Raw genomic sequence first — 20,779 nt, 5'->3', positions numbered from 1 at the left:
GGCAAATGAATTTTGGAGATGCCGTCCAGAAGCGGCGCTGATCATTCCGCCGGCTCGCCTAACCGGCTTTCGGCTCCGGGTTCTCAACCGGACCGCCCGCCTTTTTCCAGGCGCCGAAGCCGCCGCGGATATGAGCCACCGGCTTGAGCCCCATGCGGTGCGCGGTCTGCGCCGCCAGCGCCGATCGCATGCCGCCGGCGCAGAAGAACACGAACTTCTTGTCCTGCGCGAAAACCGGCTTGTGATACGAGCCGGTCGGGTCGATCCAGAATTCGAGCATGCCACGCGGACAATGGAACGCGCCCGGGATCCTGCCGTCGCGCTGCAGCTCGCGGATGTCACGAATATCGACCAGCACCACGTCGTCGCGGCCGGCGAGCGCGACGGCCTCGGCCGTCTCCAGGGTCTCGATCTCGCGCTCGGCGGCGGCGCACAGCTCCTTGTAGGTGACGGTGATATTCTGCGGCATTCGTGACTTTCCTCGCGCCTTGTCGCTCGTAAGGCTCTAGACTAGCCGGTGTCGCGGACCGGCGGCAATGCGCCCCTCGCCGTCCCGCTCAGGGTTTGCTCATCAAGGACTGCCCATCAAGGATTTGCCCGCATGCTCGCGTTCAGCCTGCCGGATGCTCTCGCCCTCGCGCTGTTCCTTTTCGCCTGGCTCGGCTACTCGGTCGCCATCGAAACCACCGCGCGCGGCAAGAAGAGCCTGAACGCGATGATGCACACCTACCGCGAACAGTGGATCGATCAACTCATCGCCCGCGAGGTACGCATCGTCGATTCCCAGGTAACGGCGGCGCTGCAGAACGGTACCGCGTTCTTCGCCTCGACCAGTCTGATCGCCATCGGCGGCGCGCTGTCGATGCTGCGCGCCAGCGACCAGATCCTTCACGTCATGGGACTCTTGCCGTTCAGCGTCGCCAACACGCCGGAGATGTGGGAAGCCAAGATCGTCGGGCTCGCCGTGATCCTGGTCTATGCCTTCTTCAAGTTCGCTTGGTCGTACCGGCTGTTCAACTACCTCGCCATCATGGTCGGGGCGGCGCCGCCGCCTGCCGACCGTCACACCGCGCCGGCGCGCAACTTCATCTACCGCGCCGCGCGGCTGTGCGAGGAAGCCGGCTTGCATTTCAACCGCGGCCAGCGCGCGTTCTTCTTCGCGCTCGGCTATCTCGGCTGGTTTCTCGGACCGGTCGTCTTCGGCATCAGCACGATCGCGGTGGTGATCGTGATGTGGCGGCGGCAGTTCGCGTCGCCTTCACGCCGCGCCTTCGATACCGAGATCGCCGACGCGTCCTGAGCGTCTAGGACATCCCCATCAGCAGCGCGACGGCGCCGACGATGGTGATCGCCAGCGCCGCGGCAACCGCGGTGATGACGCGCTCGCCCCAGTGTCCGCTGAGCCCGAAATCGGCATAGAAATCCGCCGCGTCCGCTTCCGACGGACGATCGACGGGCGCATTGTTGGAGGCCATGGCCCGATCCCCTTTTCGACAAAAGGCATCACGCGTGAAGCAACGACGCGGATGGTGCGCGAGAACGCTGACGCGACCTCGGGCGCACGAATCGCCCTGACAACAAAAATGCTACCGCCGGTTTGCAGATCCGACAATCTTTGGTGACTGGCAGCGATGTTCACGGCGCCGGAAACAGCGCCGAGGTCCGGCCGCTGAGCCGATAAACAACGAGGCCGAGCCATTCACGCGCCGCGCTGTCGAGCCTGTCGAGGTTGTGCCCGACGGCAAGGCTCGGCCACAGCGACAACCGCGGATCGGTACGCCAGGCCGCCGGATAGGCCTCGACGTCGAAGCCGACTGCGCGGAAACTGCCCACCGCTCGCGGCATGTGCTGCGCCGACGTCACCAGCAGCCAGCGTGCGCCCGGTTTGGGGCGGGCTATCTCGCTGGTGAATGCGGCATTCTCGGCGGTGTTGCGCGACCGCGTTTCCAGTGCGACCCGCGTGCGCGCCAGGCCGAAATCGTCGAGCAGCGAGCCGACATAGTCGGTCTCGGGCGGCTTGTTGCCGGCCAGACTGGCGTCGCCGCCCGAATAGATGATGCGCGCCTCCGGATAGAGCCGCGCCAGATGCGCCAGCGCGACGATGCGGCCGCCGTCGGCGCTGACCACGCCGCTGCCGATTTGCCGCGACAGGACCGAGGAAATGCCGCCGCCGAGGACGACGATGCCGTCAGGCGCGCCGCGCGCCGGGCCGCCGGTCTTCTCCCATTGCGGAAACCGCGCCTCGAGGACATGCGTCAGATAAGCGCCGAGCGGCGAAACGCCGCCGATCAGCAGCAGCACGATGCTGGCGAGCATGAACCGGATGCCGGCGCGGCGCCGGCCGGTTGCCATCAGCGCCATGCCGATGAGGCCGACGAGCAGAATGATGCTCGACGGCAGCAGCAGAACGGTGACGGTTTTGGAGAGTATAAAGAACATGACGGGCCCGCTGCGATCGCGACGGGGACCGTATCACATCCAAGACGCCATGCGCCTCAGCGCGACTTCTTCCAGGCTTCGTAGCGCGCCTTGTTCTCGTCGTTGGGCGGATAGAGGCCGGGCAGCTTGGCGCCCTTCTCCACTTCCTGCACCAGCCAGCTCTCCATCAATTCGTGCTCGGCGCCTTCATGCGTGACGAATTCGACGAGGTCGTGCGGGATCACCACCGCGCCGTCGTCATCCGCGACGATGATGTCGCCCGGAAAAATCGCCGCGCCGCCGCAGCCGATCGGCTCATTCCAGCCGACGAAGGTGAGCTGATTGACCGAAGCCGGCGCCGCGACACCCTGGCACCACACCGGCAGGCCCGTGCCGAGCACGCCGTGCTTGTCGCGCATCACGCCGTCGGTGATCAGCGCCGCGACGTTGCGTTTGACCATGCGCATGCAGAGGATGTCGCCGAAGATGCCCGCGCCGGTGACGCCCATGGCGTCGGCGACACAGATGCAGCCGTCCGGCATGGCCTCGATGGCCGACCGCGTCGAGATCGGATTGAGCCAGCTTGCCGGCGTCGCCAGATCCTCGCGCACCGGCACGAAGCGCAAGGTGAAGGCCGGACCGACGATGCGCTTGCCGGTGAAGCCGAACGGCATCGCGCCCTTCATCCAGGCATGGCGGATGCCCTTCTTCAGCAGCATCGTCGTGACGGTGCCGGTGGTGACGGTGCGCAGCACGTCGAGGGTCTTGGGGTTGGCCGCGACGGGCGACGCGGTCATGGTCATGGGTGCGATGTGGGGCGTCGTCGTCATGGGTGTTCCCGTCAGATTAAGCTGGAGAGAGGCCGAGGCGCGCGTCGCGGCGCCGAATATAGGCCACCAGCGGGATCGCCAGTAGCACCATCCAGGCCTTGCCGACGATCTGGCCGGCGAGGAAATCGAGCGAGCCGAAGGCCAGCCAAAGAAACACGATCGAGTCGATCACCAGACCGACAATGCCGGAGGCGACCACCGCCAGCACCAGGCGGCGACGCGCGAGCGGCGTATAGACGGCGAAGTCAGCCGCTTCCGAAAGAAGGAACGCCGCCGCCGATGCGGTGACCAGCGCCGGCGGCGCGATGGCCGCCGAGATCAGCGCGCCAGCGATGATGGCGCCGAGGCCGAACTCCACGCCGAGGCGGCGCTGAACCAGATCGCGCAGGACCAGCGCCGCGCCGATCATCAGGACGCCAGATGGGGCCAGCAGGCCCGGCGCCACCGGCACCAGGCACGGGCTATCCGCCGGGCAGACGGTGCCGACATGGCCGATCATCCAGTTGGCGGCCGGAACGGTGAGACAGAACAGCGCGAGGAAGATGGCGCCTTCGATATTCTTGCGATTTTCAATCGGCATGGCAGGTCAGGCGGTCGGTTCGTTGTCTATAAATTTGAAATCGGTCAGGCAGGACCGTCGGCGCAGAACTTGGCGTAGCCCTGTGCCCGCAGTTCGCAGGCCGGACACGCCCCGCAGCCATAACCCCAAGGATGACGGTGCGAGCGGTCGCCGAGGTAGCAGGTATGGGTTTCTTCGACAATGAGGTCGAGGAATGCCTGCCCCGCGATCTCGCGCGCCATGGCGAAGGTTCCGGCCTTGTCCACCCACATCAGCGGCGTGTGGATGGTGACGCGGCGGTCGAGGCCGAGGCTGAGCGCGACCTGCATGGCCTTGACCGTATCGTCACGGCAATCGGGGTAGCCGGAATAGTCGGTTTCGCACATGCCGGCGACGATGTGCCGGGCGCCGCGCCGGTAAGCCAGCGCGCCGGCGAAGGTGAAGAACACCAGGTTGCGCGCCGGCACGAAGGTGTTGGGTAGGCCGCCGTCGGCAAAGGCGATCGCCGTCTCGCGAGTCAGCGCCGTTTCCGAAATGGCGGACAGCGCATCGAGGGCGATCAGGTGGTCTTCGCCCAGCCGCTCTCGCCAGGCCGGCTTGATGCCGGCGATCAAGTCGCGCAGGCGTGGCCGCATCTCCAGCTCGATCACATGGCGCTGGCCGTAATTGAAGCCGACCGTCTCGACCCGGGCGAAACGATCGAGCGCCCATCCGAGACAGGTGGTGGAGTCCTGCCCGCCGGAGAACAGGACGAGCGCGGTGTCGTTGGCGATGGTCATGGCTCCAGCATTAACCCGTCATGGCCGGGCTTGTCCCTATCGTCCCGCAGAAGGACGCCATGTGCCTGCCGAAGCGGTGATAACAATTTCGTTCAATCCCACGCCGGGGCCCAGGCCAGATTGACGATCCGCTTGCCGGCTTGAGACAGGCCGGCGATCTCTGCCATTTCGGCATCCGACAAGGTGAAGCCGAAGATCGCGAAATTCTCCGCGAGGCGTTCGAGCTTGCTGGTGCGGGGGATGACGACGACGTCCTGCTGCACCAGCCAGCGCAGCGACACTTGCGCTGCGCTCTTGCCATGGGCACGGCCGATCCGTTCGAGCACCTCGTTGCCCTTGGCCGAGCCGCGCGCGATCGGACTATAGGCGACGACCGCGATGTCGTGCTGTTTGCAGGCGGCCATCACTTTCGATTGGTCGAGGAACGGGTGATACTCGATCTGATTGCACACCAGCGGCTCGCTGCTCACCTTGGTCGCCTCATCGAGCAGCGCCACGGTGAAGTTCGATACACCGAGCTGCTTGACGTAACCGGCCTGTTTCAGCTTCGCCATGGCGCCGAGTGTCTCGGCGAGCGGAATGCGATCGTTCGGCCAGTGGATCAGCAACAGATCGATCTCGTCGATCCGCAATTTGCCGAGGCTCTCCTTGACCGAATGCTCGACGTCGTGCGGCGCCAGGTTGGTGCGTGCGATCTTGGTCGTCACCATGACTTCGGCACGCCGACCCGAGGCGCGCACGCCGTCGCCGACTTCCGCCTCGTTGCCGTACATCTGCGCGGTGTCGATATGGCGATAGCCGAGACGGATCGCCTGCTCCACCAGACGCGCGCAATCGCGCCCGCGCAATTCCCAGGTTCCCAGGCCGATGATCGGGATCTTGAAGCCGTTGGCCTCGACCGTTTGCATCTGGACCTCCGCGGTTACGGCGTATCCCATTGCGGCGAATGCGGCGGATTGACCACGCGCATGTTCGTATCGTTCAGCTTCTTCAGTTCGGCCATCTCGGCGGCGCTGAGCTTGAAATCGAACACGTCGAGATTGGCCTTGAGGTGCTCCGGATTGGAGGAACGCGGAATCGAAACCATGCCGCGCTCGACCAGGTAGCGCAGCGACACCTGCGCGGCGCTCTTGCCATGGGCCTTGCCGATGCGTTCCAGCGCCTCGGCCCCGGGCACCTTGCCCCGGGCGATCGGCACATAGGCCACCACCGCCATGCCGCGCCGCTTGCAGGCGTCGATCACCTTGTCCTGGTTGATGAAGGGATGGGCCTCGATCTGGTTGCAGACCAGCGGCTCGCTGGTCGCCTTCCAGGCCTCGTCCAGCAATGCCACGGTGAAGTTGGAAACACCTATATGCCGTGCCTTGCCGTCCTTCTTCGCCTTGCACAGCGCGCCGATGGTGTCGGCGATCGGCACCTCCTTGCTCGGCCAATGGATCAGCAGCAGATCGACATAGGGCAGTTGCAGGTTGGCAAGGCACTCATCGACCTTGCGGGCGAAGGCGTCGGGGCGGGCGTCGCTCTCGCGCACCTTGGTGGTGATGAAGACGTCGTCGCGCTTGACCCCGGAGGCCCGCAGTGCCGCGCCGTTCTCTTTTTCATTGCCGTAGAAGTTCGCGGTATCGAGGTGCCTGTAACCGAGATCGAGGGCAGTCCGGATGGCCTTGGTCCCGGCCTCCCCCGTCAACTGCATGGTTCCGAGGCCGATCTGCGGGATGTGGGCACCATTGGCATCGACGTATTGCATAAACGAAACTCTCCGGCAGGGGCGGACGACCGCGGGCCGGGAGAATGCCCCCTGCCGCGGCCCCTGCCAACCGCCGCCAGTGCAGGCCGGCCCGGCGGCACGGCGGCCGAACCTGCACAATTTGTAATGTTACGGCGCCCCCGCAACATCGGCCGGCCGGTCAAGCGATTGGGCCGCCTTCTCACATTGGAATAATTCAAGAGTAAAAATAAGGACTTGCATCGGATCGCTTTAATGCTTTTGTGAGCCCGACGAAGCAAAACCGGGACCATCATGCGCACCTTTCTCACCGCTGCCGCTCTTGCCGCCTTCGTGGCCCTCGCGCCCGCCGCCGCGCAGGCGGCCGACGACTTCACCCTGACCATCAAGGACCACAAGTTCACGCCGAGCGAGCTGAAGGTGCCGGCCAACAAGCGCGTCGCCATCACCGTCGTGAACAGCGATGACACGCCGGAAGAGTTCGAGAGCAACTCTCTGAAGGTCGAGAAGGTTATCCCGGGCGGCTCCAAGGCCACCGTGCGCATCGGACCGCTCAAGCCCGGTCGTTACGATTTCTTCGGCGAATTCCACGAGGATACCGCCAAGGGCGTCGTCATCGCCGAATAGCTCCACCTGCGGGAGATACCGGAGTTGCGGCCTGCGCCGCAGTTCGGAATAAGTTGCACTCGCGTCATGAACGGCTGAAGAAACACCATGCTCGGCGCCCTGATCATCGTCTTTCGTGAAGTCATCGAGGCCGGTCTCATCATCGGCATCGTGATGGCGGCAACGCGCGGCGTGATCGGCCGCGGCCGCTGGATCGCGATCGGCGTCTGCGCCGGCATTCTCGGCGCCGGCGTCGTGGCTTTGTTCGCGGGCGCGATTTCGCAGGCGTTCGAAGGCGCGGGCCAGGAACTGTTCAATGCCACCGTGCTCGGCGTCGCCGTCGTCATGCTGATGTGGCACAACGCCTGGATGGCGCGGCACGGCCGCGAGATCGCCGCCGAAATGCGTCAGATTGGCAGCGAAGTCAGCGAAGGCGCCAAGCCGCTCACCGCCCTCGCCGTGGTGGTCGGCCTCGCGGTGTTGCGCGAAGGCTCGGAAGTCGTGCTGTTCCTCTACGGCATCTTCGCGCAAGGCACGTCGGGCCTGTCGCTGCTCAGCGGCGGCGTGCTCGGCATCGTCGCCGGCGCGGCCTTCACCGCTTTGACCTATGCCGGCCTGCTCGCCATCCCGCAGCGTTATATTTTCTCGGTGACCAGCTGGCTGATCGCCCTGCTCGCCGCCGGCATGGCCGCGCAATCGGCGCAGTTTCTCTACAACGCCGGCGTCATCGACCGTATGGGCGAGACGGTGTGGGATACATCATGGCTCTTGAGCGAGAAGAGCCTGTTCGGCCAGCTCATGCACACGCTGATCGGCTACGTGTCACAGCCGACGGCGCTGCAGATCGTCGCCTATATCGGCACACTGGCGGCGATGTACGTGCTGATGCGGATTGCCCGCTACCGCCCCGAGGCGCGGCCCGTAAGGGTCTAGCGCCTGCCGCCGAGCGCGGCGAAGGCCGCTTCCGGCGCCTTGTCGATCAGCTTCAACAGCGCCCGCGCCGGCCCGCGCGGATTGCGCTTGCCCTGCTCCCAATTGCGCACGGTCTCGATCGGCACCTCGATCTTTTCCGCGAAAGCCGCCTGCGTCAGCCCGCAGCGCGTACGCACCTGACGCACGAAGGCCGCCGGATCCCTGTGCTCGAGCGTGACCTCGCTGCCGTCGGGCGCGATTTCCACGATCCGGCCGTCGGCCTTCAATCGCACACGCATCATGCGGACCTCCACTGGCTGAGCTCTGGTCGGTCAATGGATGAGCCGATTCGGGAAAGCGAAGGTTAACGGTCCCGCCGCGACCGCGGCCTTGCGCTTTGGCGCCCCATGGCTAAAGGTCCGGCCAACCGGGGAGTCGTTGATATGCAAGGCAAAAAGCTCAGAGTCGCCATCCTGTTCGGCGGCCGTTCGGCCGAGCACGATGTGTCACGGGCTTCGGCCGCCAACGTCCTCCGCTCGCTCGATCCTGACCGCTATGAGGCGGTTCTCGTCGGCATTACGCGCGATGGACGCTGGATCGCCGCCGACGCCGGCAATGGCGCCGGAACCGGGGCCTCACCGCTCACGGTGCCGGAATCGGGCCCGCAACTGACGTTCCTGCCGGGCGGCCACGGACGCGCCGTGCTCACCCAGGTCACCGGAGACGCAGGCCGCGAATTGCCGGCCATCGATGCGGTCTTTCCCGTGCTGCACGGCCCGCATGGTGAGGACGGCACGGTCCAGGGCGCGCTTGAACTCGCCGACGTGCCCTATGTCGGCTCGGGTGTGGTGGGATCGGCTGTGTCGATGGACAAGGATGTCGCCAAGCGCTTGATCCGTGACGCCGGCCTGCCCACGTCGCGCTTCCTGTCGGTCACCGCCTCCACACTGCCGACCTATGACGACGCCGTCCGCGCCGTCGGCACCGCTGAGTTGTTCGTGAAGCCCGCCAATATGGGTTCGTCGGTTGGCGTCTCCCGCGCGACCTCGGCGGAAGAATTCAAGGCGGCCTGCGAGCAGGCCTTCCGCTTCGACAGGAAGATCCTGATCGAGGAGAACATCCCCGCGGTGCGCGAAATCGAATGTTCGGTGCTCGAGGACGGCAAAGGCGAGACGCACGCATCCGAGCTTGGAGAAATTGTGCCGGACAGCAAGCACGGCTTCTATTCGTACGACGCCAAATACATCGACGCCGCGGGCGCCGCACTCGTCGTGCCGGCGAAGCTGTCAAAGCAGCAGAGCGAGACCTTCAAGACGCTTGCGATCAAGACCTTCAAGACCTTGTGCTGCGAAGGCATGGCGCGGATCGATTTCTTCCTCAGCGGCGAGCGGATCCTGGTGAACGAGGCCAACACCCTGCCCGGCTTCACCAATATCAGCATGTATCCCAAACTCTGGGAGGCGAGCGGCCTGCCGCAGGATAAATTGATGGATGTGCTGATCGAGCACGCGCTGGCGCGTCACCGACGCGCGCAGGCGGTTTCCGTGCATCGCTGAGCGCGACGGGCGTCACCTCACGGCAGGTTGAGCTGCCAGGAGACGCCGAAGCGATCGTTGATCCAGGTGAAGAGCCGGCTGAAGCCGTAATTGGCGAGCGGCATCAATACGCCGCCACGCTCGCCCAATTCGGCCGCGAAGCGGCGCAGTTCCGACTCGGACGTGACGTCGACGAAGAACGAGAACGCGGGCGTGAAGGTGAAGGCATGCTTCACCGGACTGTCGATGCACATCACGCTTTGACCGGCGAGCGTGAATTTGGCCACCTTGACCGAACCTTCCTTGCCCTGCTCGCCGGGGCCATAGCGGCTGATGTCGGTGACCCGGCCCTCGGGAAAAAGCGATACATAGAAATTCATCGCTTCCTCGGCCTTGCCGTCGAACATCAGGAAAGGCTGCACCGTCACTTGCATTCCCGAACGCTCCCTCAGGTCACCGCGTCTTCTCGAAGATCTCCCGGCCGATCAGCATACGGCGGATTTCGCTCGTGCCCGCGCCAATCTCGTACAGCTTGGCGTCGCGCAGCAGGCGGCCCGTCGGGAAGTCGTTGATGTAGCCATTGCCGCCCAGACACTGGATCGCCTCCAGCGCCATCCAGGTCGCGCGTTCGGCGGCATAGAGAATGGCGCCGGCGGCGTCTTCGCGCGTGGTGCGGCCGTCGTCGCAGGCCTTCGCCACCGCGTAAACGTAAGCCTTGGCCGCGTTCATCGTCACATACATGTCGGCGAGCTTGGCCTGAATCAACTGGAATCGGCCGATGGCCTGCCCGAACTGCTGGCGGTCGTGGACGTAAGGGATCACGACGTCCATGCAGGCCTGCATGATGCCGAGCGGACCGGCGGCGAGCACGACGCGCTCATAATCGAGGCCGGACATCAGGACATTGACGCCGTTGCCCTCGACGCCGAGGACGTTTTCTTCGGGCACCTCGCAATCGGTGAAGACAAGTTCGGACGTATCGGAGCCGCGCATGCCGAGCTTGTCGAGCTTCTGCGCCGGGGCAAAGCCCTTGAACCCCTTCTCAACGATGAAGGCGGTGATGCCGCGCGCACCCGCGGTGCGATCGGTCTTGGCATAGATCACGAGTGTATCGGCCACCGGCCCGTTGGTGATCCACATCTTCGAGCCGTTGAGCACGTAGCGGTCGCCGACCTTGTCGGCGCGCGTCTTCATCGACACCACATCGGACCCGGCACCCGGCTCCGACATCGCCAATGCGCCGACCTGTTCGCCGGAGACAAGCTTGGGGAGATATTTGCGCTTCTGCGCTTCACTGCCGTTGCGATTGATCTGGTTGACGCAGAGATTGGAATGCGCGCCATAGGACAGGCCCACCGCGGCGGAAGCGCGCGATACTTCCTCCATGGCCACGCAATGCGCCAGGTACCCCAGCGCCGAGCCGCCATACTCCTCGCTCACCGTAATGCCGTGCAGGCCGAGCGCCCCCATCTCCGGCCACAAATCGCGCGGAAATATATTACTGCGGTCGATCTCGTCGGCGCGCGGCGCGATGCGGTCGCGCGCAAAGTCGCTGACGGACTTGCGCAGCATGTCGGCATCGTCGCCGAGCCCGAAATCGAAGCCCGACCAGGCATTGGGGATCATGGGGTTGCCTCCGCGATTTATTGTGCGGCAACTCTAGACACATTCAGGGTGGCGGCGAAACGAAGAATAAATCCGGAATTTTCCGTCGTATGACCGGACGGCGGCCGCGTCTTCGTTTCGCCGGGCAAGGCGATCACGACAGAAAATCACGCACTCTGTGCCGCCGGCCCTTCCGGTACCGTCATGCCGCCGCCGCGCTTCTGCTGGGCGAGCAAGCGGTCGATCGCGGCGGCCGGCGCGGGCTTGGCAAACAGGAAGCCCTGCATCTCGTCGCAACCGGCGAGCCGCAACAGCACGCGCTGCTGTTCGGTCTCGACCCCCTCGACGAGGATCGACAGGCCGAGCGCGCGACCCAGCGCGACGATGGCCTGGATGATGACGCCGCCATTCGCGGAGGCGCCCAAGGCGGTGACGAAGCTGCGATCGATCTTGAGCTTGTCGAGCGGAAACCGCTGAAGGTAGCCGAGGTTCGAATAGCCCGAGCCGAAATCGTCGAGCGCGACCCGTACGCCGAGCCCGTGCAGATCCTCGATGCGGCGTACCATCTCATCCGGATTGTCGACCAGCACGCCTTCGGTGATTTCCAGCATCAGCCGCGACGGCGGCACGCCACTGTCCTCGAGCGCCGAGCGCACCACCTCGACGATCGAGCCGTCGCGCACTTGGAGCGGCGACAGATTGACGGCGATATACAGATCCGGCCAGCGCTTGGCTTCCTGCAAGGCGCGGCGCAACACAAAGGCGCCGATCGTGTCCATGAGGCCCATCTGCTCGGCAATCGGAATGAAGATCGCCGGGCCGATCGGGCCGCGGGTGGCATGCGTCCAGCGCAGCAGCGCCTCGACGCCGACAATGCGGCCGCCATGGGCGGAGATGATCGGCTGATAATGCAGCTCGAGTTCGTTGGCGCTGACGGCGCGCGGCAATTCGCGCTGGATGAATTTCTGGTCGGTCGAGACCTTGTCGAGCGGTGCGTCGAAGGCGACCCGGCTGCCCGGCCCCTTGCCGGCCGCGGCACGCAGCGCCAGTTCGGCCCGGCGCGTCAGCTCGCCGCGGGTCGCCGCATGGTGAGGCGCCTGGGCAAAACCGGCATGCGCGCTGACACGGACAACGGTTTCCAGCCAGTGCGGCCGTGCAATGCTCTCCAGCACCGCGGCGACCATGGCGTCGACATCGACGTTATCGGCCGTGGTCATCAGCATGGCGAATTCGTCGCTGCCGATCCGTCCGCAAATGGCTTCGGGCGGCGCCGCCTCACGGATGCGATCGGCCACCGCGATGATGAGTTCGTCGCTGCCGAGGACGCCGAAGTTGGCGGTGACGTCGGCCATACCGTCGAGTTCGAAAACGACGAAGCTCGTGGTTTCGCCCGGCTCGCGTTCGGCCAGTGCCAGATCAAGCAGCTCAACCATCTTGGCGTGATTGGGCATTCCGGTGAGCTTGTCCTGATCGGCGGCGCGTTGTGCCAGCGCCTCGGTTTCGCTCAGGTCGCGGGCGGCGAGGCCAAGGTGCCATAGCGAATAGATGGCGAAGGCGATCAGAACTATCATCAGCGCTGCGATGTAAGGCATCAGCGCGCCCATCGCCGCCGTGGTCGGCGCAGTTCTTTGCCAGGTGAAAAACCCTGCAATGCGGCCGTCGCCGTCGATCACCGGCTGTACCTCACGGCCGTCATCGGATGGCGCGAGTTCGAATTTCAAATCCGGCAGCCGCGCGCTGTTCTCGATCATGCGAACGAAGCGCTGGTCGATGTCGCGGCCGTGCGCGAACATGGTGCGGATTTCGCTGGTGGCGTTGCGCAGCGCCGTGCGCTGCTCGGCCCAGAGGTTCTCGTCGCTGTGACGCGCGATTTCGTAACCGACAGCGGTGCTGACCAGCGCGACGCCCAGCGTCAGCAGCGCGAGCAGCACAACGCCGCGCGGCGCCGACAGCCAGCGCCGCATCGCGCCCCGCGCGGGCGCGCCGCGACCTGCCCGCATCGCGCGAGGTCGCAACCAGCCCAATTTTCGGAATGCCGGGCCGAAGCCCGGCGCACCCTCGTCGACGTCGCCCAAACGCACTACTCCCCGCGCGACTTTCGCGGCATCCCCGCACCACCAATAAGGCGATAGCGTTAAGGGCGGGTCAGCAAAGAGGGTGAACGAAACGTAACCAGGCCTCCGAGGCTTCTAACGCAGGCCGAACCATAGGGTTGCGATCGCCAGGAACGAGAAAAAGCCGACCACGTCGGTCACGGTGGTGACGAAAGGGCTCGATGCTACCGCCGGATCGATCCTGAGCCGGTGCAGGCCGAGCGGGATGAGAATGCCGCCCGCTGCGGCTGCCACCAGGTTGCAGATCATCGCCAGCCCGATGACGATGCCCAGGCCCGCTACGTCGAACCACAAATAGGCGGCAATGCCGGTGATGATGGCGAAGGCGAAACCGTTCAAGACCCCAACCATAAGCTCCCGCAGCACGACCCAGCGGGCATTGGCCTCGTTCAGTTGCTGGGTTGCAAGCGCCCGCACCGCAACGGTCATAGTCTGGGTCGTAGCGTTGCCGCCCTGGCTCGCCACGATCGGCGCCAGCACGGCCAGCGCCACCATCTGCTGCAACTGACCTTCGAACAGGCCGAGCACCGAGGACGCGACGAAAGCGGTGGCGAGATTGACCAGCAGCCAGCTGAACCGGTAGCGCGCGATGGTCCAGACCGAGTCAGAGAGCTCTTCGTCGGCCGGGACGCCGCCGAGCGCCTTGATGTCCTCGTCGGCTTCTTCCTGGATGACGTCGGCGACGTCGTCGAAGGTCACAACGCCGACCAGCCTGTCGGCTTCGTCGACCACCGGCACCGAAACCATGTCGTAGCGCTGGAACAGATGCGCGACGTTTTCCTGGGTCTCGGTCGGCAGCACGCGCCGCCGCTTCTCGTCCATCAGATCGGCGACCAAGACCGGACGTTTGGCCCGCAGCAGCCGGTTGAGCGGGACCGCGCCGAGGAAGTGCCCGGCGCCATCGACGACGTAGAGTTCGTAGAACTGATCCGGCAGGTCGGCGGTCTCCCGCATGTAATCGATCGCCCGCCCGACATCCCAGTCCGGGGTCACGGCGATGAATTCGGTCTGCATCCGCCGGCCGGCGGAGAATTCCGGATAATCGAGGCTGCGGGTCAGCGACAGCCGCTCGTCCAGCGGCAGGTGCTCGAGGATCTCGCTGCGTTCGTCGCTCGGGATGTCGGCGAGAATGGTGACGGCATCGTCGGATTCGATCTCGCGGACGCCCTCCGCCACCGTCTCGGCGTCGAGTTCGTCGAGGATTTCCTCGCGCACCGCCGTGTCGAGTTCGGTCAGCGCCGTGAAGTCGAAATCGATGCCGAGCAGTTCGACCAGCCGCGGCCGCTGGTCAGGCTCGAGGGCTTCGACCAGCGCGCCGAGGTCGGATTCGTGCAGATCGTCGACCAGTTGGCGCAGGGTCTCGACATCACCGGCTTCGAGGGCGCGAGCCGCTTCGGCGACGAATTCCGGGCGGATGGCGCCATCGTCGTCGCGGAGCGTCGGCAGCGGACGGACCGGGTCGATCGTTGCTGCTTCGGTCATGGACGGTCCCCGCTCGCCGGCACCCACCAGGGCGCACGGGGAGCTTTCTGGCTGAACTTGACGAACGTCGTGTGTCGCTAAAGCCCCGCCCGGCGACAAGACGTGGGCGATTGCGCTTGTACGCTTGACGCGGCGGACGGCGCAATCTTAAAGGCGGATGACGATAGCGCGCCGCCACTGCGTCGCGCGCCGCACTCGTCCATGTCGAACCAGGTGCAACCACCATGCGCGCCGCCATCGCTGCCCTGCTCGCTGCGGCATTTCTCGAGACGTTGTCGCCGGCGGCCGCTTCGGCAGCCGACTGCCCGGGCCGGCCGGATGCGCTCGGGACCGCGCGCACCCTGGTAGTCAACGCCGCGACGACGCCACGCGTCGGCCGCAAGCACTTCCCCGATACTCTGCCGCTCGCGGACAAGGAACTGGTGCTCACCTTTGACGACGGGCCATGGCCGACCACCACCCCGAAGGTGCTCGAGGCGCTGAAAGCCGAATGCGTGCGCGCCACTTTCTTCCTGGTCGGCCGCAACGCCGATGCCCACCCGCAGATCGTCCGCCGCGAATACGCCGAGGGCCACTCGATCGGCCACCACACCTATTCGCATCCGCTCCTGGCGCACATGCCGCTCGCCAAGGCCGAGGCGGAGATTGATCGCGGCATCGCCCGCGACGAGCTGGCGCTCCACGGCGTGGCGCGCAGGGAGCCCTCAACGCCGTTCTTCCGCTTTCCCGGATTTGCCTCGAACCAGCCTTTGCTGGACCGCATGCAGGACCGCGGCATCGTCGTATTCGGTGCCGACGTCTGGGCCAGCGACTGGAATCCGATGACGCCGGAGGCCGAACTGCAATTGCTGCTCGCCCGCATCGACCAAGTCGGGCGCGGCATCGTCCTGCTGCACGACACCAAGGCCCAGACCGCGCGCATGCTGCCGAAGCTGCTGCGCGAACTGAAGGTCCGCGGCTATTCGATCGTCCACGTCGTGCAGCCTCCGCCGCCGTCACAAATTGAGGCAGGCCGCGGACACCGGGTGTTTCCTTTTTGCCGCACCGCGGAGAAATCCTCGGCAAAACAAGCCTGTGGACATGTTCGCCGGTTAATTTTCGGTTCATACGCCGCCCGCTAGCGTGCAAATGGAAGGCCCGAAACCGACGCGCCGCAGAGCGCGAGGGACGGGCACGGGGGCTTTAGGCGGGGTTCGATGTCACGATTTGTATGGACTTTTGCGCTGGCCGCCGGGCTGGCCATCGCAGTGTCGTCGGCGCAGGCCGAGGAGCCGGCCAAAGAACAGATCCAGGCGATGACGTCGGCGCAGCCTGCCGTCGCCGAGCCGGCGGCAAAGCAAGAGCCCAAGGCGCAAGACGCAGCGCCGCAAGCGGCCCCCGAACAGCCGAAGAAAGCTGAGCCCACGAAAACCGCTCTCGCCTGCGCCCATCCTGGCGCGCTCGGCACCAGCCGCACCATCACGGTCGCGCCCGATGCGTTCCCGCACATCGGCACCATGCAGTACCGCGAGAGCCTGCCGCTCGAAGACCACGAAGTGGTCATCACCTTCGATGACGGTCCGCTGCCGCCCTACACCGATCGCGTGCTCGACGCGCTCGACGCCGAGTGCGTCAAGGTCACTTATTTCATCGTCGGCCAGATGGCGCGCGCCTATCCGGATACGCTTCGCCGCATCTACAACGCCGGCCATGTCATCGGCACGCACAGCATGCATCACCCGTTCTCGATGGGCCGCATGGATGACGAGCAACTCACGCGCGAAATCGACGGCGGCATCGTTGCAGTGAAGGCCGCCATCGGCGACGACCGCGCCGTGGCGCCGTTCTTCCGCGTACCCGGCCTCGCGCGTTCACGGCAGGTGGAAGCCTTCGCCGCCTCCCGGTCGCTGGCGGTGTGGAGCGCCGACGAGGTTGCCGATGACTGGTTCCACGGCATCAAGCCGGCGCAGATCGTCGAGCGTGCCATGCGTCGCATCGAGGCCAAGGGTCACCGCGGCGTCCTGCTGCTGCACGACATTCATCCCGCCACGGCGATGGCGGTGCCGATGCTGCTCAAGGAGCTCAAGGCCAACGGCTACAAGATCGTTCAGGCGATCCCGGCGGGCGATCGACCTGCCACGGTACCGGAGCGCACACCGGAACAAATCGCCGCGGCACGGTCGCAAGGCTGGCCGCGCGTCATCAAGGCGAGCCTGAAAGGCCATCACGCTCACAAGCATGCGCACGCCGCGAGCGAAACCGACGACGGGTTCATGGGCAAGCTGGCTGGCAAGAAGAAGCACGCCGTCGCGTCCGCATACGAGATCAATGAGATTTTCAACCGCTGATCGCGGCCGCTCATGATTGTCAGGCGCCTCTGACCGGGGCAGCATTCCCGCTCGCGCCGGGCCATGCTATTGCCCGCCGACGAAACAAGGAGTCACGGATGGACAAGCTTCGCATTACCGCCGGTTCTTATGTGTTCGACGCCAAGTTCGAGACCGAACTGGCGCCCAAAACCGTCGCGGTGTTCAAGAAGCTGCTGCCCTACGAGCAGAAGGTCATCCATGTGCGCTGGAGCGGCGAAGGCGTCTGGGTGCCTCTCGGCGAGACCGATCTCGGCCTCACCTACGAGAACCACACCAGCTATCCGCATCCGGGCCAGATGATCGTCTATCCGGGCGGCATCAGTGAGACCGAGATCCTGCTGGCCTATGGCGCCGTGCATTTTGCCTCGAAGCTCGGTCAACTCGCCGGCAACCACTTCATCACGCTGACGTCCGGCATGGACAAGCTCTACGAGTTCGGCCGCGCGGTGCTGTACGAAGGCGCCAAGCCGATCCGCATCGAAGCAATCTGAGCCCGCCAGACTACGACGCGGTGACCGCTTCCGCCTTGGCGACGCCGAGATAGGCCTCCAGCGTCGCGTGATCGTTGCGCAAGGCTTCGCTGCTGCTGGCGTGGACGATCTGGCCGCGTTCGAGGATCACGGCATGATCGACGATGCCAAGAATTTTCTTGGCATTCTGCTCGACCAGAACGGCCGATATCTTTTCTTCGCGAATGATCCGCTGCAGCGCGCCGAGCAATTCCTCGACCAGGATCGGCGCCAGACCTTCCATCGGCTCATCGAGCAGGATGATGCGCGGATTAAGAATGAGCGCGCGGCCGATCGCCAGCATTTGCTGTTCGCCGCCGGAAAGCTGGCCGCCCATGTTGGTGCGGCGCTCCTTGAGCCGCGGAAACATCGCGTAGATGCTCTCGAGCGTCCACGGCCCTTCCTTGGCGATCGCGGTGAGGTTCTCCTCGACCGTGAGCGACTTGAAGATGTTGCGCTCCTGCGGCACCCAGCCGATGCCGCCGAGCGCCCGCTGATCCGGCCGCAGCCGCGTGATATCCTTGCCGTCGAGGGCGATGGTCCCGCCGCGGTAGCGCGTAACCCCGACGATCGAATTGATGAGCGTCGTCTTGCCGGCGCCGTTACGGCCGAGCACCGCCAGCGACTTGCCAGCGGGTATGCTGAACGAGAGACCGCGCAGGACGATGGCCTGATCGTAACCCGCCGACAGATTATCGACCTTGAGAACGTCAGGCATCGAGGCTCTCTCCGAGATAGACAGCCTTGACGCGTGGGTCGCGCGCGACCTCGGCGGCCGGACCTTCGGTGAAGAGGCCGCCATTCACCAGCACCGAGATCTTCTCCGAGAACGAGAATACAATATCCATGTCGTGCTCGATCAGAACCACGGTGACGTCCTTCGGCAGCGCCGCGATGCTGCTGAGAATCTCGTGGCGCTCTTCGTCCGGCACGCCCGCCGCCGGCTCGTCGAGCAGCAGCACTTTCGGTCTGCACGCAATAGCCACCGCGATTTCCAGAAGCCGCTGCTTGCCGTAAGGCAGGATAGAGGTTCGGGTGTTCATCACGTCGGCAAGACGGAAACGGTCGATGATATCGGCGATTTCCTGGTTCAGGCCCGGCTTGGTGCCGGCGACGCGCCAGAAATCGGCGCCGTCGCCGCGGCTTTCGGAGATGGCAAGGCCGATGGTTTCGAGCGGCGTCAGATCGGGAAACAACTGATTGATCTGGAAGGTGCGCACCATGCCGAGCCGCACGCGCTTCTGCGGCGAAGCATCGGTGATGTCGACGCCGTTGAGAACGATGCGCCCGGAGGTCGGCTTGAGCATGCCCGTCAGGAGATTGATCAGGGTCGTTTTGCCGGCTCCGTTCGGGCCGATCAGCGCATGCCGCGCGCCGGCCTCGAACTGAATCGAGACGTCGTCGGTGGCGGTCAGGCCGCCGAACTGCTTGACGAGATGCGTGGTCTGAAGAACGACGGTCATGACGCCTGCCCCTTGGCGCGCCAGTCGAGCCGGTTGGCCAAGGCGCGCACCGGTTCGGTCCAGCGCAGCATCCGGTCGCGACCGACCATCACCAGGATGACCAGAACCAGGCCGATCCAGAACGGCCAGTACTGCGGCGTCAGTTGCGCCAGATAGTCCTGCATGACCTTGAAGATCACGGCGCCGATCAGCCCGCCATAGAGATAGCCGGTGCCGCCGATGATAAGCACCAGCAACAGATCAGCCGAACGGTCGAATGAAAACACATCCAGTGACGAGAATGCCGTGGTCTGCGCCAGCAGCCCGCCGCCAACGCCGGCGTAGAACGCCGCGATCGTATAGATCGCCACCAGACGCGCATCCACGCTGATGCCGATGGCCCGTGAGCGCAGCGGATTGTCCTTGACCGCCAGCAAGGAGAGGCCAAACGGCGACGCCATGAGCCGGCGCGCGATCAGAAACAACACGAACAGCACGACAAGGCTATAGATGAAGCCGTTGTGACCGAACATGTCGAAACGGAAACGGCCGAGAATGGGCTCCATGGTCACGCCCTGCAAGCCGTCGGCGCCGCCGGTCAGCTCGCTGAACTTGTTGGCGAGTTCGCGCAGCACCAAGGCAATGCCGAGCGACACCATCAACCGCGTCAAATCCGCGCCACGCAACATCAAGAAGCTGGTGGCAAAGCCGACCACGGCTGCAATCAGACCGGCGGCTATCAGCGCCAGCACCGGCTCGGTGATGATGCCATGCTTGGCGAGCAGCGCGGCCGCATAGGAGCCGACGCCGAAAAACGCGGCGTGGCCGAGCGAAAGAATGCCGGCATAGCCAAGGATCAGATCGAGCGACAGCGCGAACAGCGCCAGCCAGGCGATCTCGGTGAGAATGAGATGCTTGTTCGGCAGCAGCCAGATAACGCTGAAGGCCACGATCCAGAAGACAAATTCAAGAGGATGCCAGCGCGCGCGGGCGAGAATACCTTGTGCGGCGCGTTTGGCAGTGGGCGTCTGCTCGCTCATTTGCTGCCTGCCCGCGCGAAGAGGCCCTGGGGCCGCCAGATCAGAACGACGATCATGATGGTGTAGATGACGAAGGCGCCGAGCTTCGGCACATAGTACTTGCCGGCCACATCGGCGATGCCGAGCAGCAGCGACGCCAGGAACGGCCCGGTGATGCTCGAGGTGCCGCCGACGGTGACGACGATGAGGAAGTAGATCATGTACTTGAGCGGAAACGTCGGATCGAGACCGAGAATCTCGGTACCGAGCGCGCCGCCGAGACCGGCCAGCCCCGAGCCAAAAGCGAAGGTCAGCGCGAAGATGCTGCCGACATTGATGCCGAGCCCACGCGCGACGCGCTGGTCATCGACGGCGGCGCGCAAGCGGCTGCCGAAGCGGGTGTAAACGAGAACATATTGCAGCCCGAGCGCCAGGGCACCGCAGATCACGATAATCATCAGCCGGTAGCGGCCCATGCCGATGCCGAAGACGTGGATCTGGCCCTGCAGGGCGTCGGGAATGCGGGCGAAGACCTGCGACGATCCCATCGCATAGTCGGCCGCCGCAACCGCCATGAAAACCAGGCCGATCGTGAACAGCACCTGGTCGAGATGGGGCTTGCGATAGATGTGAACGTAGAACGCCTTTTCCATGACGAAGCCGATGGCGGCGCTCACGAAGAATGCGCAGATGACCGAAACCCAGAACGGCACGCCGAGATTGTTGACCAGAATGACGAGCGCGTAGCCGCCGGCCATGGCGAAGGCGCCGTGCGCGAGGTTGACGAGATTCATCAACCCAAGAGTCACGGAAAGGCCGCATGCCAGCACAAACAGCAGCATGCCATAAGCAATTCCGTCGAAAAGGATCGTCAGCATGAGAGAGACACGCTTTC

24 protein-coding genes are annotated in these 20,779 nt (G+C 64.9%); 7 read left to right on the top strand and 17 right to left on the bottom strand.

Going from position 1 to position 20,779, the window contains the following annotated elements; all coding sequences use genetic code 11:
• Window positions 1-58: 58 nt before the first annotated feature.
• Complete coding sequence (locus tag ASD45_RS07075) at window positions 59-469, bottom strand: rhodanese-like domain-containing protein (protein WP_056910839.1); 411 nt, start codon at window positions 467-469, stop codon at window positions 59-61.
• A gap of 132 nt (window positions 470-601) precedes the next feature.
• On the opposite strand from ASD45_RS07075, the gene ASD45_RS07070 reads away from it, so the two are divergent.
• Window positions 602-1,300: a DUF599 domain-containing protein gene (locus ASD45_RS07070; RefSeq protein WP_056910838.1), complete on the top strand. Its 699-nt coding sequence runs from the start codon at window positions 602-604 to the stop codon at window positions 1,298-1,300.
• A gap of 4 nt (window positions 1,301-1,304) precedes the next feature.
• Here the strand turns inward: ASD45_RS07070 and ASD45_RS23365 are convergent, their stop codons facing one another.
• From ASD45_RS23365 to ASD45_RS07040, 7 genes are all read right to left on the bottom strand, one after another.
• Complete coding sequence (locus ASD45_RS23365) at window positions 1,305-1,475, bottom strand: hypothetical protein (protein ID WP_156380737.1); 171 nt, start codon at window positions 1,473-1,475, stop codon at window positions 1,305-1,307.
• 160 nt (window positions 1,476-1,635) lie between these two features.
• Entirely contained in the window at window positions 1,636-2,439 is an 804-nt protein-coding gene (locus tag ASD45_RS07065) for a YdcF family protein (protein ID WP_056910837.1), read from the bottom strand.
• Between the two features lie 56 nt (window positions 2,440-2,495).
• Window positions 2,496-3,215 (bottom strand): ribonuclease activity regulator RraA, encoded by a 720-nt coding sequence (locus ASD45_RS07060; protein WP_056912639.1) that lies wholly within the window; start codon window positions 3,213-3,215, stop codon window positions 2,496-2,498.
• 49 nt (window positions 3,216-3,264) lie between these two features.
• Window positions 3,265-3,828: a VUT family protein gene (locus ASD45_RS07055; RefSeq protein WP_056910836.1), complete on the bottom strand. Its 564-nt coding sequence runs from the start codon at window positions 3,826-3,828 to the stop codon at window positions 3,265-3,267.
• 44 nt (window positions 3,829-3,872) lie between these two features.
• The gene (queC, locus tag ASD45_RS07050) at window positions 3,873-4,586 is read right to left on the bottom strand and encodes a 7-cyano-7-deazaguanine synthase QueC (protein WP_056910835.1); all 714 of its coding nucleotides are present in this window, start codon (window positions 4,584-4,586) and stop codon (window positions 3,873-3,875) included.
• Between the two features lie 92 nt (window positions 4,587-4,678).
• Window positions 4,679-5,494, bottom strand: a complete 816-nt coding sequence (locus ASD45_RS07045) for an aldo/keto reductase (RefSeq protein WP_056910834.1) — start codon at window positions 5,492-5,494, stop codon at window positions 4,679-4,681.
• A 14-nt stretch (window positions 5,495-5,508) separates the two neighbouring features.
• Window positions 5,509-6,333: an aldo/keto reductase gene (locus ASD45_RS07040; protein ID WP_056910833.1), complete on the bottom strand. Its 825-nt coding sequence runs from the start codon at window positions 6,331-6,333 to the stop codon at window positions 5,509-5,511.
• Between the two features lie 273 nt (window positions 6,334-6,606).
• Between ASD45_RS07040 and ASD45_RS07035 the strand changes: the two genes are divergently transcribed.
• Together ASD45_RS07035 and ASD45_RS07030 are read left to right on the top strand one after the other, a co-directional pair.
• Window positions 6,607-6,939 carry a cupredoxin domain-containing protein gene (locus ASD45_RS07035; protein WP_056910832.1) on the top strand — a complete coding sequence of 111 codons (333 nt, stop codon included), beginning with the start codon at window positions 6,607-6,609 and terminating at the stop codon, window positions 6,937-6,939.
• Between the two features lie 87 nt (window positions 6,940-7,026).
• A complete protein-coding gene (locus ASD45_RS07030; RefSeq protein WP_056910831.1) occupies window positions 7,027-7,851 on the top strand; it encodes an FTR1 family protein in 825 nt (274 codons plus the stop codon).
• On the opposite strand, the gene ASD45_RS07025 is transcribed toward ASD45_RS07030, so the two are convergent.
• A complete protein-coding gene (locus ASD45_RS07025) occupies window positions 7,848-8,132 on the bottom strand; it encodes a helix-turn-helix domain-containing protein (protein ID WP_056910830.1) in 285 nt (94 codons plus the stop codon). The genes ASD45_RS07030 and ASD45_RS07025 overlap by 4 nt on opposite strands.
• Window positions 8,133-8,273: 141 nt before the next feature.
• Here ASD45_RS07025 and ASD45_RS07020 point away from each other — a divergent pair, with 141 nt between their 5' ends.
• A complete protein-coding gene (locus tag ASD45_RS07020) occupies window positions 8,274-9,386 on the top strand; it encodes a D-alanine--D-alanine ligase family protein (protein WP_056910829.1) in 1,113 nt (370 codons plus the stop codon).
• 17 nt (window positions 9,387-9,403) lie between these two features.
• On the opposite strand, the gene ASD45_RS07015 is transcribed toward ASD45_RS07020, so the two are convergent.
• The 4 genes from ASD45_RS07015 to mgtE all read right to left on the bottom strand — a co-directional run bounded on the left by ASD45_RS07015 (window position 9,404) and on the right by mgtE (window position 14,566).
• Window positions 9,404-9,799, bottom strand: a complete 396-nt coding sequence (locus tag ASD45_RS07015; protein ID WP_056910828.1) for a VOC family protein — start codon at window positions 9,797-9,799, stop codon at window positions 9,404-9,406.
• Between the two features lie 19 nt (window positions 9,800-9,818).
• Window positions 9,819-10,991, bottom strand: a complete 1,173-nt coding sequence (locus ASD45_RS07010) for an isovaleryl-CoA dehydrogenase (RefSeq protein ID WP_056910827.1) — start codon at window positions 10,989-10,991, stop codon at window positions 9,819-9,821.
• A 146-nt stretch (window positions 10,992-11,137) separates the two neighbouring features.
• Entirely contained in the window at window positions 11,138-12,934 is a 1,797-nt protein-coding gene (locus tag ASD45_RS07005; RefSeq protein WP_162249389.1) for a GGDEF domain-containing phosphodiesterase, read from the bottom strand.
• A gap of 225 nt (window positions 12,935-13,159) precedes the next feature.
• Window positions 13,160-14,566 carry a magnesium transporter gene (gene mgtE, locus ASD45_RS07000; RefSeq protein ID WP_056912638.1) on the bottom strand — a complete coding sequence of 469 codons (1,407 nt, stop codon included), beginning with the start codon at window positions 14,564-14,566 and terminating at the stop codon, window positions 13,160-13,162.
• 224 nt (window positions 14,567-14,790) lie between these two features.
• Here mgtE and ASD45_RS06995 point away from each other — a divergent pair, with 224 nt between their 5' ends.
• The 3 genes from ASD45_RS06995 (at window position 14,791) to ASD45_RS06985 (ending at window position 17,405) form a co-directional block, all read left to right on the top strand.
• Window positions 14,791-15,687, top strand: coding sequence for a polysaccharide deacetylase family protein (locus tag ASD45_RS06995; RefSeq protein ID WP_082540698.1), 897 nt, complete (start codon window positions 14,791-14,793; stop codon window positions 15,685-15,687).
• A gap of 75 nt (window positions 15,688-15,762) precedes the next feature.
• Complete coding sequence (locus tag ASD45_RS06990; RefSeq protein WP_056910825.1) at window positions 15,763-16,893, top strand: polysaccharide deacetylase family protein; 1,131 nt, start codon at window positions 15,763-15,765, stop codon at window positions 16,891-16,893.
• 98 nt (window positions 16,894-16,991) lie between these two features.
• Window positions 16,992-17,405, top strand: coding sequence for a DUF3830 family protein (locus ASD45_RS06985; protein ID WP_056910824.1), 414 nt, complete (start codon window positions 16,992-16,994; stop codon window positions 17,403-17,405).
• Window positions 17,406-17,415: 10 nt separating this feature from the next.
• On the opposite strand, the gene ASD45_RS06980 is transcribed toward ASD45_RS06985, so the two are convergent.
• Genes ASD45_RS06980 through ASD45_RS06965 form a run of 4 tightly spaced genes read right to left on the bottom strand, consistent with a single transcriptional unit; the run spans window position 17,416 to window position 20,762 of the window.
• Window positions 17,416-18,141, bottom strand: coding sequence for an ABC transporter ATP-binding protein (locus ASD45_RS06980; protein ID WP_056910823.1), 726 nt, complete (start codon window positions 18,139-18,141; stop codon window positions 17,416-17,418).
• Window positions 18,134-18,886: an ABC transporter ATP-binding protein gene (locus ASD45_RS06975; protein WP_056910822.1), complete on the bottom strand. Its 753-nt coding sequence runs from the start codon at window positions 18,884-18,886 to the stop codon at window positions 18,134-18,136. The genes ASD45_RS06980 and ASD45_RS06975 overlap by 8 nt, the downstream gene beginning before the upstream one ends.
• A complete protein-coding gene (locus tag ASD45_RS06970; RefSeq protein WP_056910821.1) occupies window positions 18,883-19,905 on the bottom strand; it encodes a branched-chain amino acid ABC transporter permease in 1,023 nt (340 codons plus the stop codon). The genes ASD45_RS06975 and ASD45_RS06970 overlap by 4 nt, the downstream gene beginning before the upstream one ends.
• Window positions 19,902-20,762 carry a branched-chain amino acid ABC transporter permease gene (locus ASD45_RS06965; RefSeq protein WP_056910820.1) on the bottom strand — a complete coding sequence of 287 codons (861 nt, stop codon included), beginning with the start codon at window positions 20,760-20,762 and terminating at the stop codon, window positions 19,902-19,904. The genes ASD45_RS06970 and ASD45_RS06965 overlap by 4 nt, the downstream gene beginning before the upstream one ends.
• Window positions 20,763-20,779: the final 17 nt, after the last annotated feature.

Origin of the sequence: Pseudolabrys sp. Root1462, assembly GCF_001426945.1 — a bacterium.
Taxonomy (GTDB): Bacteria; Pseudomonadota; Alphaproteobacteria; order Rhizobiales; family Xanthobacteraceae; genus Pseudolabrys.
The sequence above is the reverse complement of the archived record's forward strand: the minus strand, read 5'-3'. Positions and strand labels throughout refer to the sequence as shown.

Coding starts and splice junctions, on each gene's coding strand:
- ASD45_RS07075 (WP_056910839.1), bottom strand. CDS start 469: ATGCCGCAGAATATCACCGTCACCTACAAGGAGCTGTGCGCCGCCGCC.
- ASD45_RS07070 (WP_056910838.1), top strand. CDS start 602: ATGCTCGCGTTCAGCCTGCCGGATGCTCTCGCCCTCGCGCTGTTCCTT.
- ASD45_RS23365 (WP_156380737.1), bottom strand. CDS start 1,475: ATGGCCTCCAACAATGCGCCCGTCGATCGTCCGTCGGAAGCGGACGCG.
- ASD45_RS07065 (WP_056910837.1), bottom strand. CDS start 2,439: ATGTTCTTTATACTCTCCAAAACCGTCACCGTTCTGCTGCTGCCGTCG.
- ASD45_RS07060 (WP_056912639.1), bottom strand. CDS start 3,215: ATGACCGCGTCGCCCGTCGCGGCCAACCCCAAGACCCTCGACGTGCTG.
- ASD45_RS07055 (WP_056910836.1), bottom strand. CDS start 3,828: ATGCCGATTGAAAATCGCAAGAATATCGAAGGCGCCATCTTCCTCGCG.
- queC (WP_056910835.1), bottom strand. CDS start 4,586: ATGACCATCGCCAACGACACCGCGCTCGTCCTGTTCTCCGGCGGGCAG.
- ASD45_RS07045 (WP_056910834.1), bottom strand. CDS start 5,494: ATGCAAACGGTCGAGGCCAACGGCTTCAAGATCCCGATCATCGGCCTG.
- ASD45_RS07040 (WP_056910833.1), bottom strand. CDS start 6,333: ATGCAATACGTCGATGCCAATGGTGCCCACATCCCGCAGATCGGCCTC.
- ASD45_RS07035 (WP_056910832.1), top strand. CDS start 6,607: ATGCGCACCTTTCTCACCGCTGCCGCTCTTGCCGCCTTCGTGGCCCTC.
- ASD45_RS07030 (WP_056910831.1), top strand. CDS start 7,027: ATGCTCGGCGCCCTGATCATCGTCTTTCGTGAAGTCATCGAGGCCGGT.
- ASD45_RS07025 (WP_056910830.1), bottom strand. CDS start 8,132: ATGATGCGTGTGCGATTGAAGGCCGACGGCCGGATCGTGGAAATCGCG.
- ASD45_RS07020 (WP_056910829.1), top strand. CDS start 8,274: ATGCAAGGCAAAAAGCTCAGAGTCGCCATCCTGTTCGGCGGCCGTTCG.
- ASD45_RS07015 (WP_056910828.1), bottom strand. CDS start 9,799: ATGCAAGTGACGGTGCAGCCTTTCCTGATGTTCGACGGCAAGGCCGAG.
- ASD45_RS07010 (WP_056910827.1), bottom strand. CDS start 10,991: ATGATCCCCAATGCCTGGTCGGGCTTCGATTTCGGGCTCGGCGACGAT.
- ASD45_RS07005 (WP_162249389.1), bottom strand. CDS start 12,934: ATGCGGCGCTGGCTGTCGGCGCCGCGCGGCGTTGTGCTGCTCGCGCTG.
- mgtE (WP_056912638.1), bottom strand. CDS start 14,566: ATGACCGAAGCAGCAACGATCGACCCGGTCCGTCCGCTGCCGACGCTC.
- ASD45_RS06995 (WP_082540698.1), top strand. CDS start 14,791: ATGCGCGCCGCCATCGCTGCCCTGCTCGCTGCGGCATTTCTCGAGACG.
- ASD45_RS06990 (WP_056910825.1), top strand. CDS start 15,763: ATGTCACGATTTGTATGGACTTTTGCGCTGGCCGCCGGGCTGGCCATC.
- ASD45_RS06985 (WP_056910824.1), top strand. CDS start 16,992: ATGGACAAGCTTCGCATTACCGCCGGTTCTTATGTGTTCGACGCCAAG.
- ASD45_RS06980 (WP_056910823.1), bottom strand. CDS start 18,141: ATGCCTGACGTTCTCAAGGTCGATAATCTGTCGGCGGGTTACGATCAG.
- ASD45_RS06975 (WP_056910822.1), bottom strand. CDS start 18,886: ATGACCGTCGTTCTTCAGACCACGCATCTCGTCAAGCAGTTCGGCGGC.
- ASD45_RS06970 (WP_056910821.1), bottom strand. CDS start 19,905: ATGAGCGAGCAGACGCCCACTGCCAAACGCGCCGCACAAGGTATTCTC.
- ASD45_RS06965 (WP_056910820.1), bottom strand. CDS start 20,762: ATGCTGACGATCCTTTTCGACGGAATTGCTTATGGCATGCTGCTGTTT.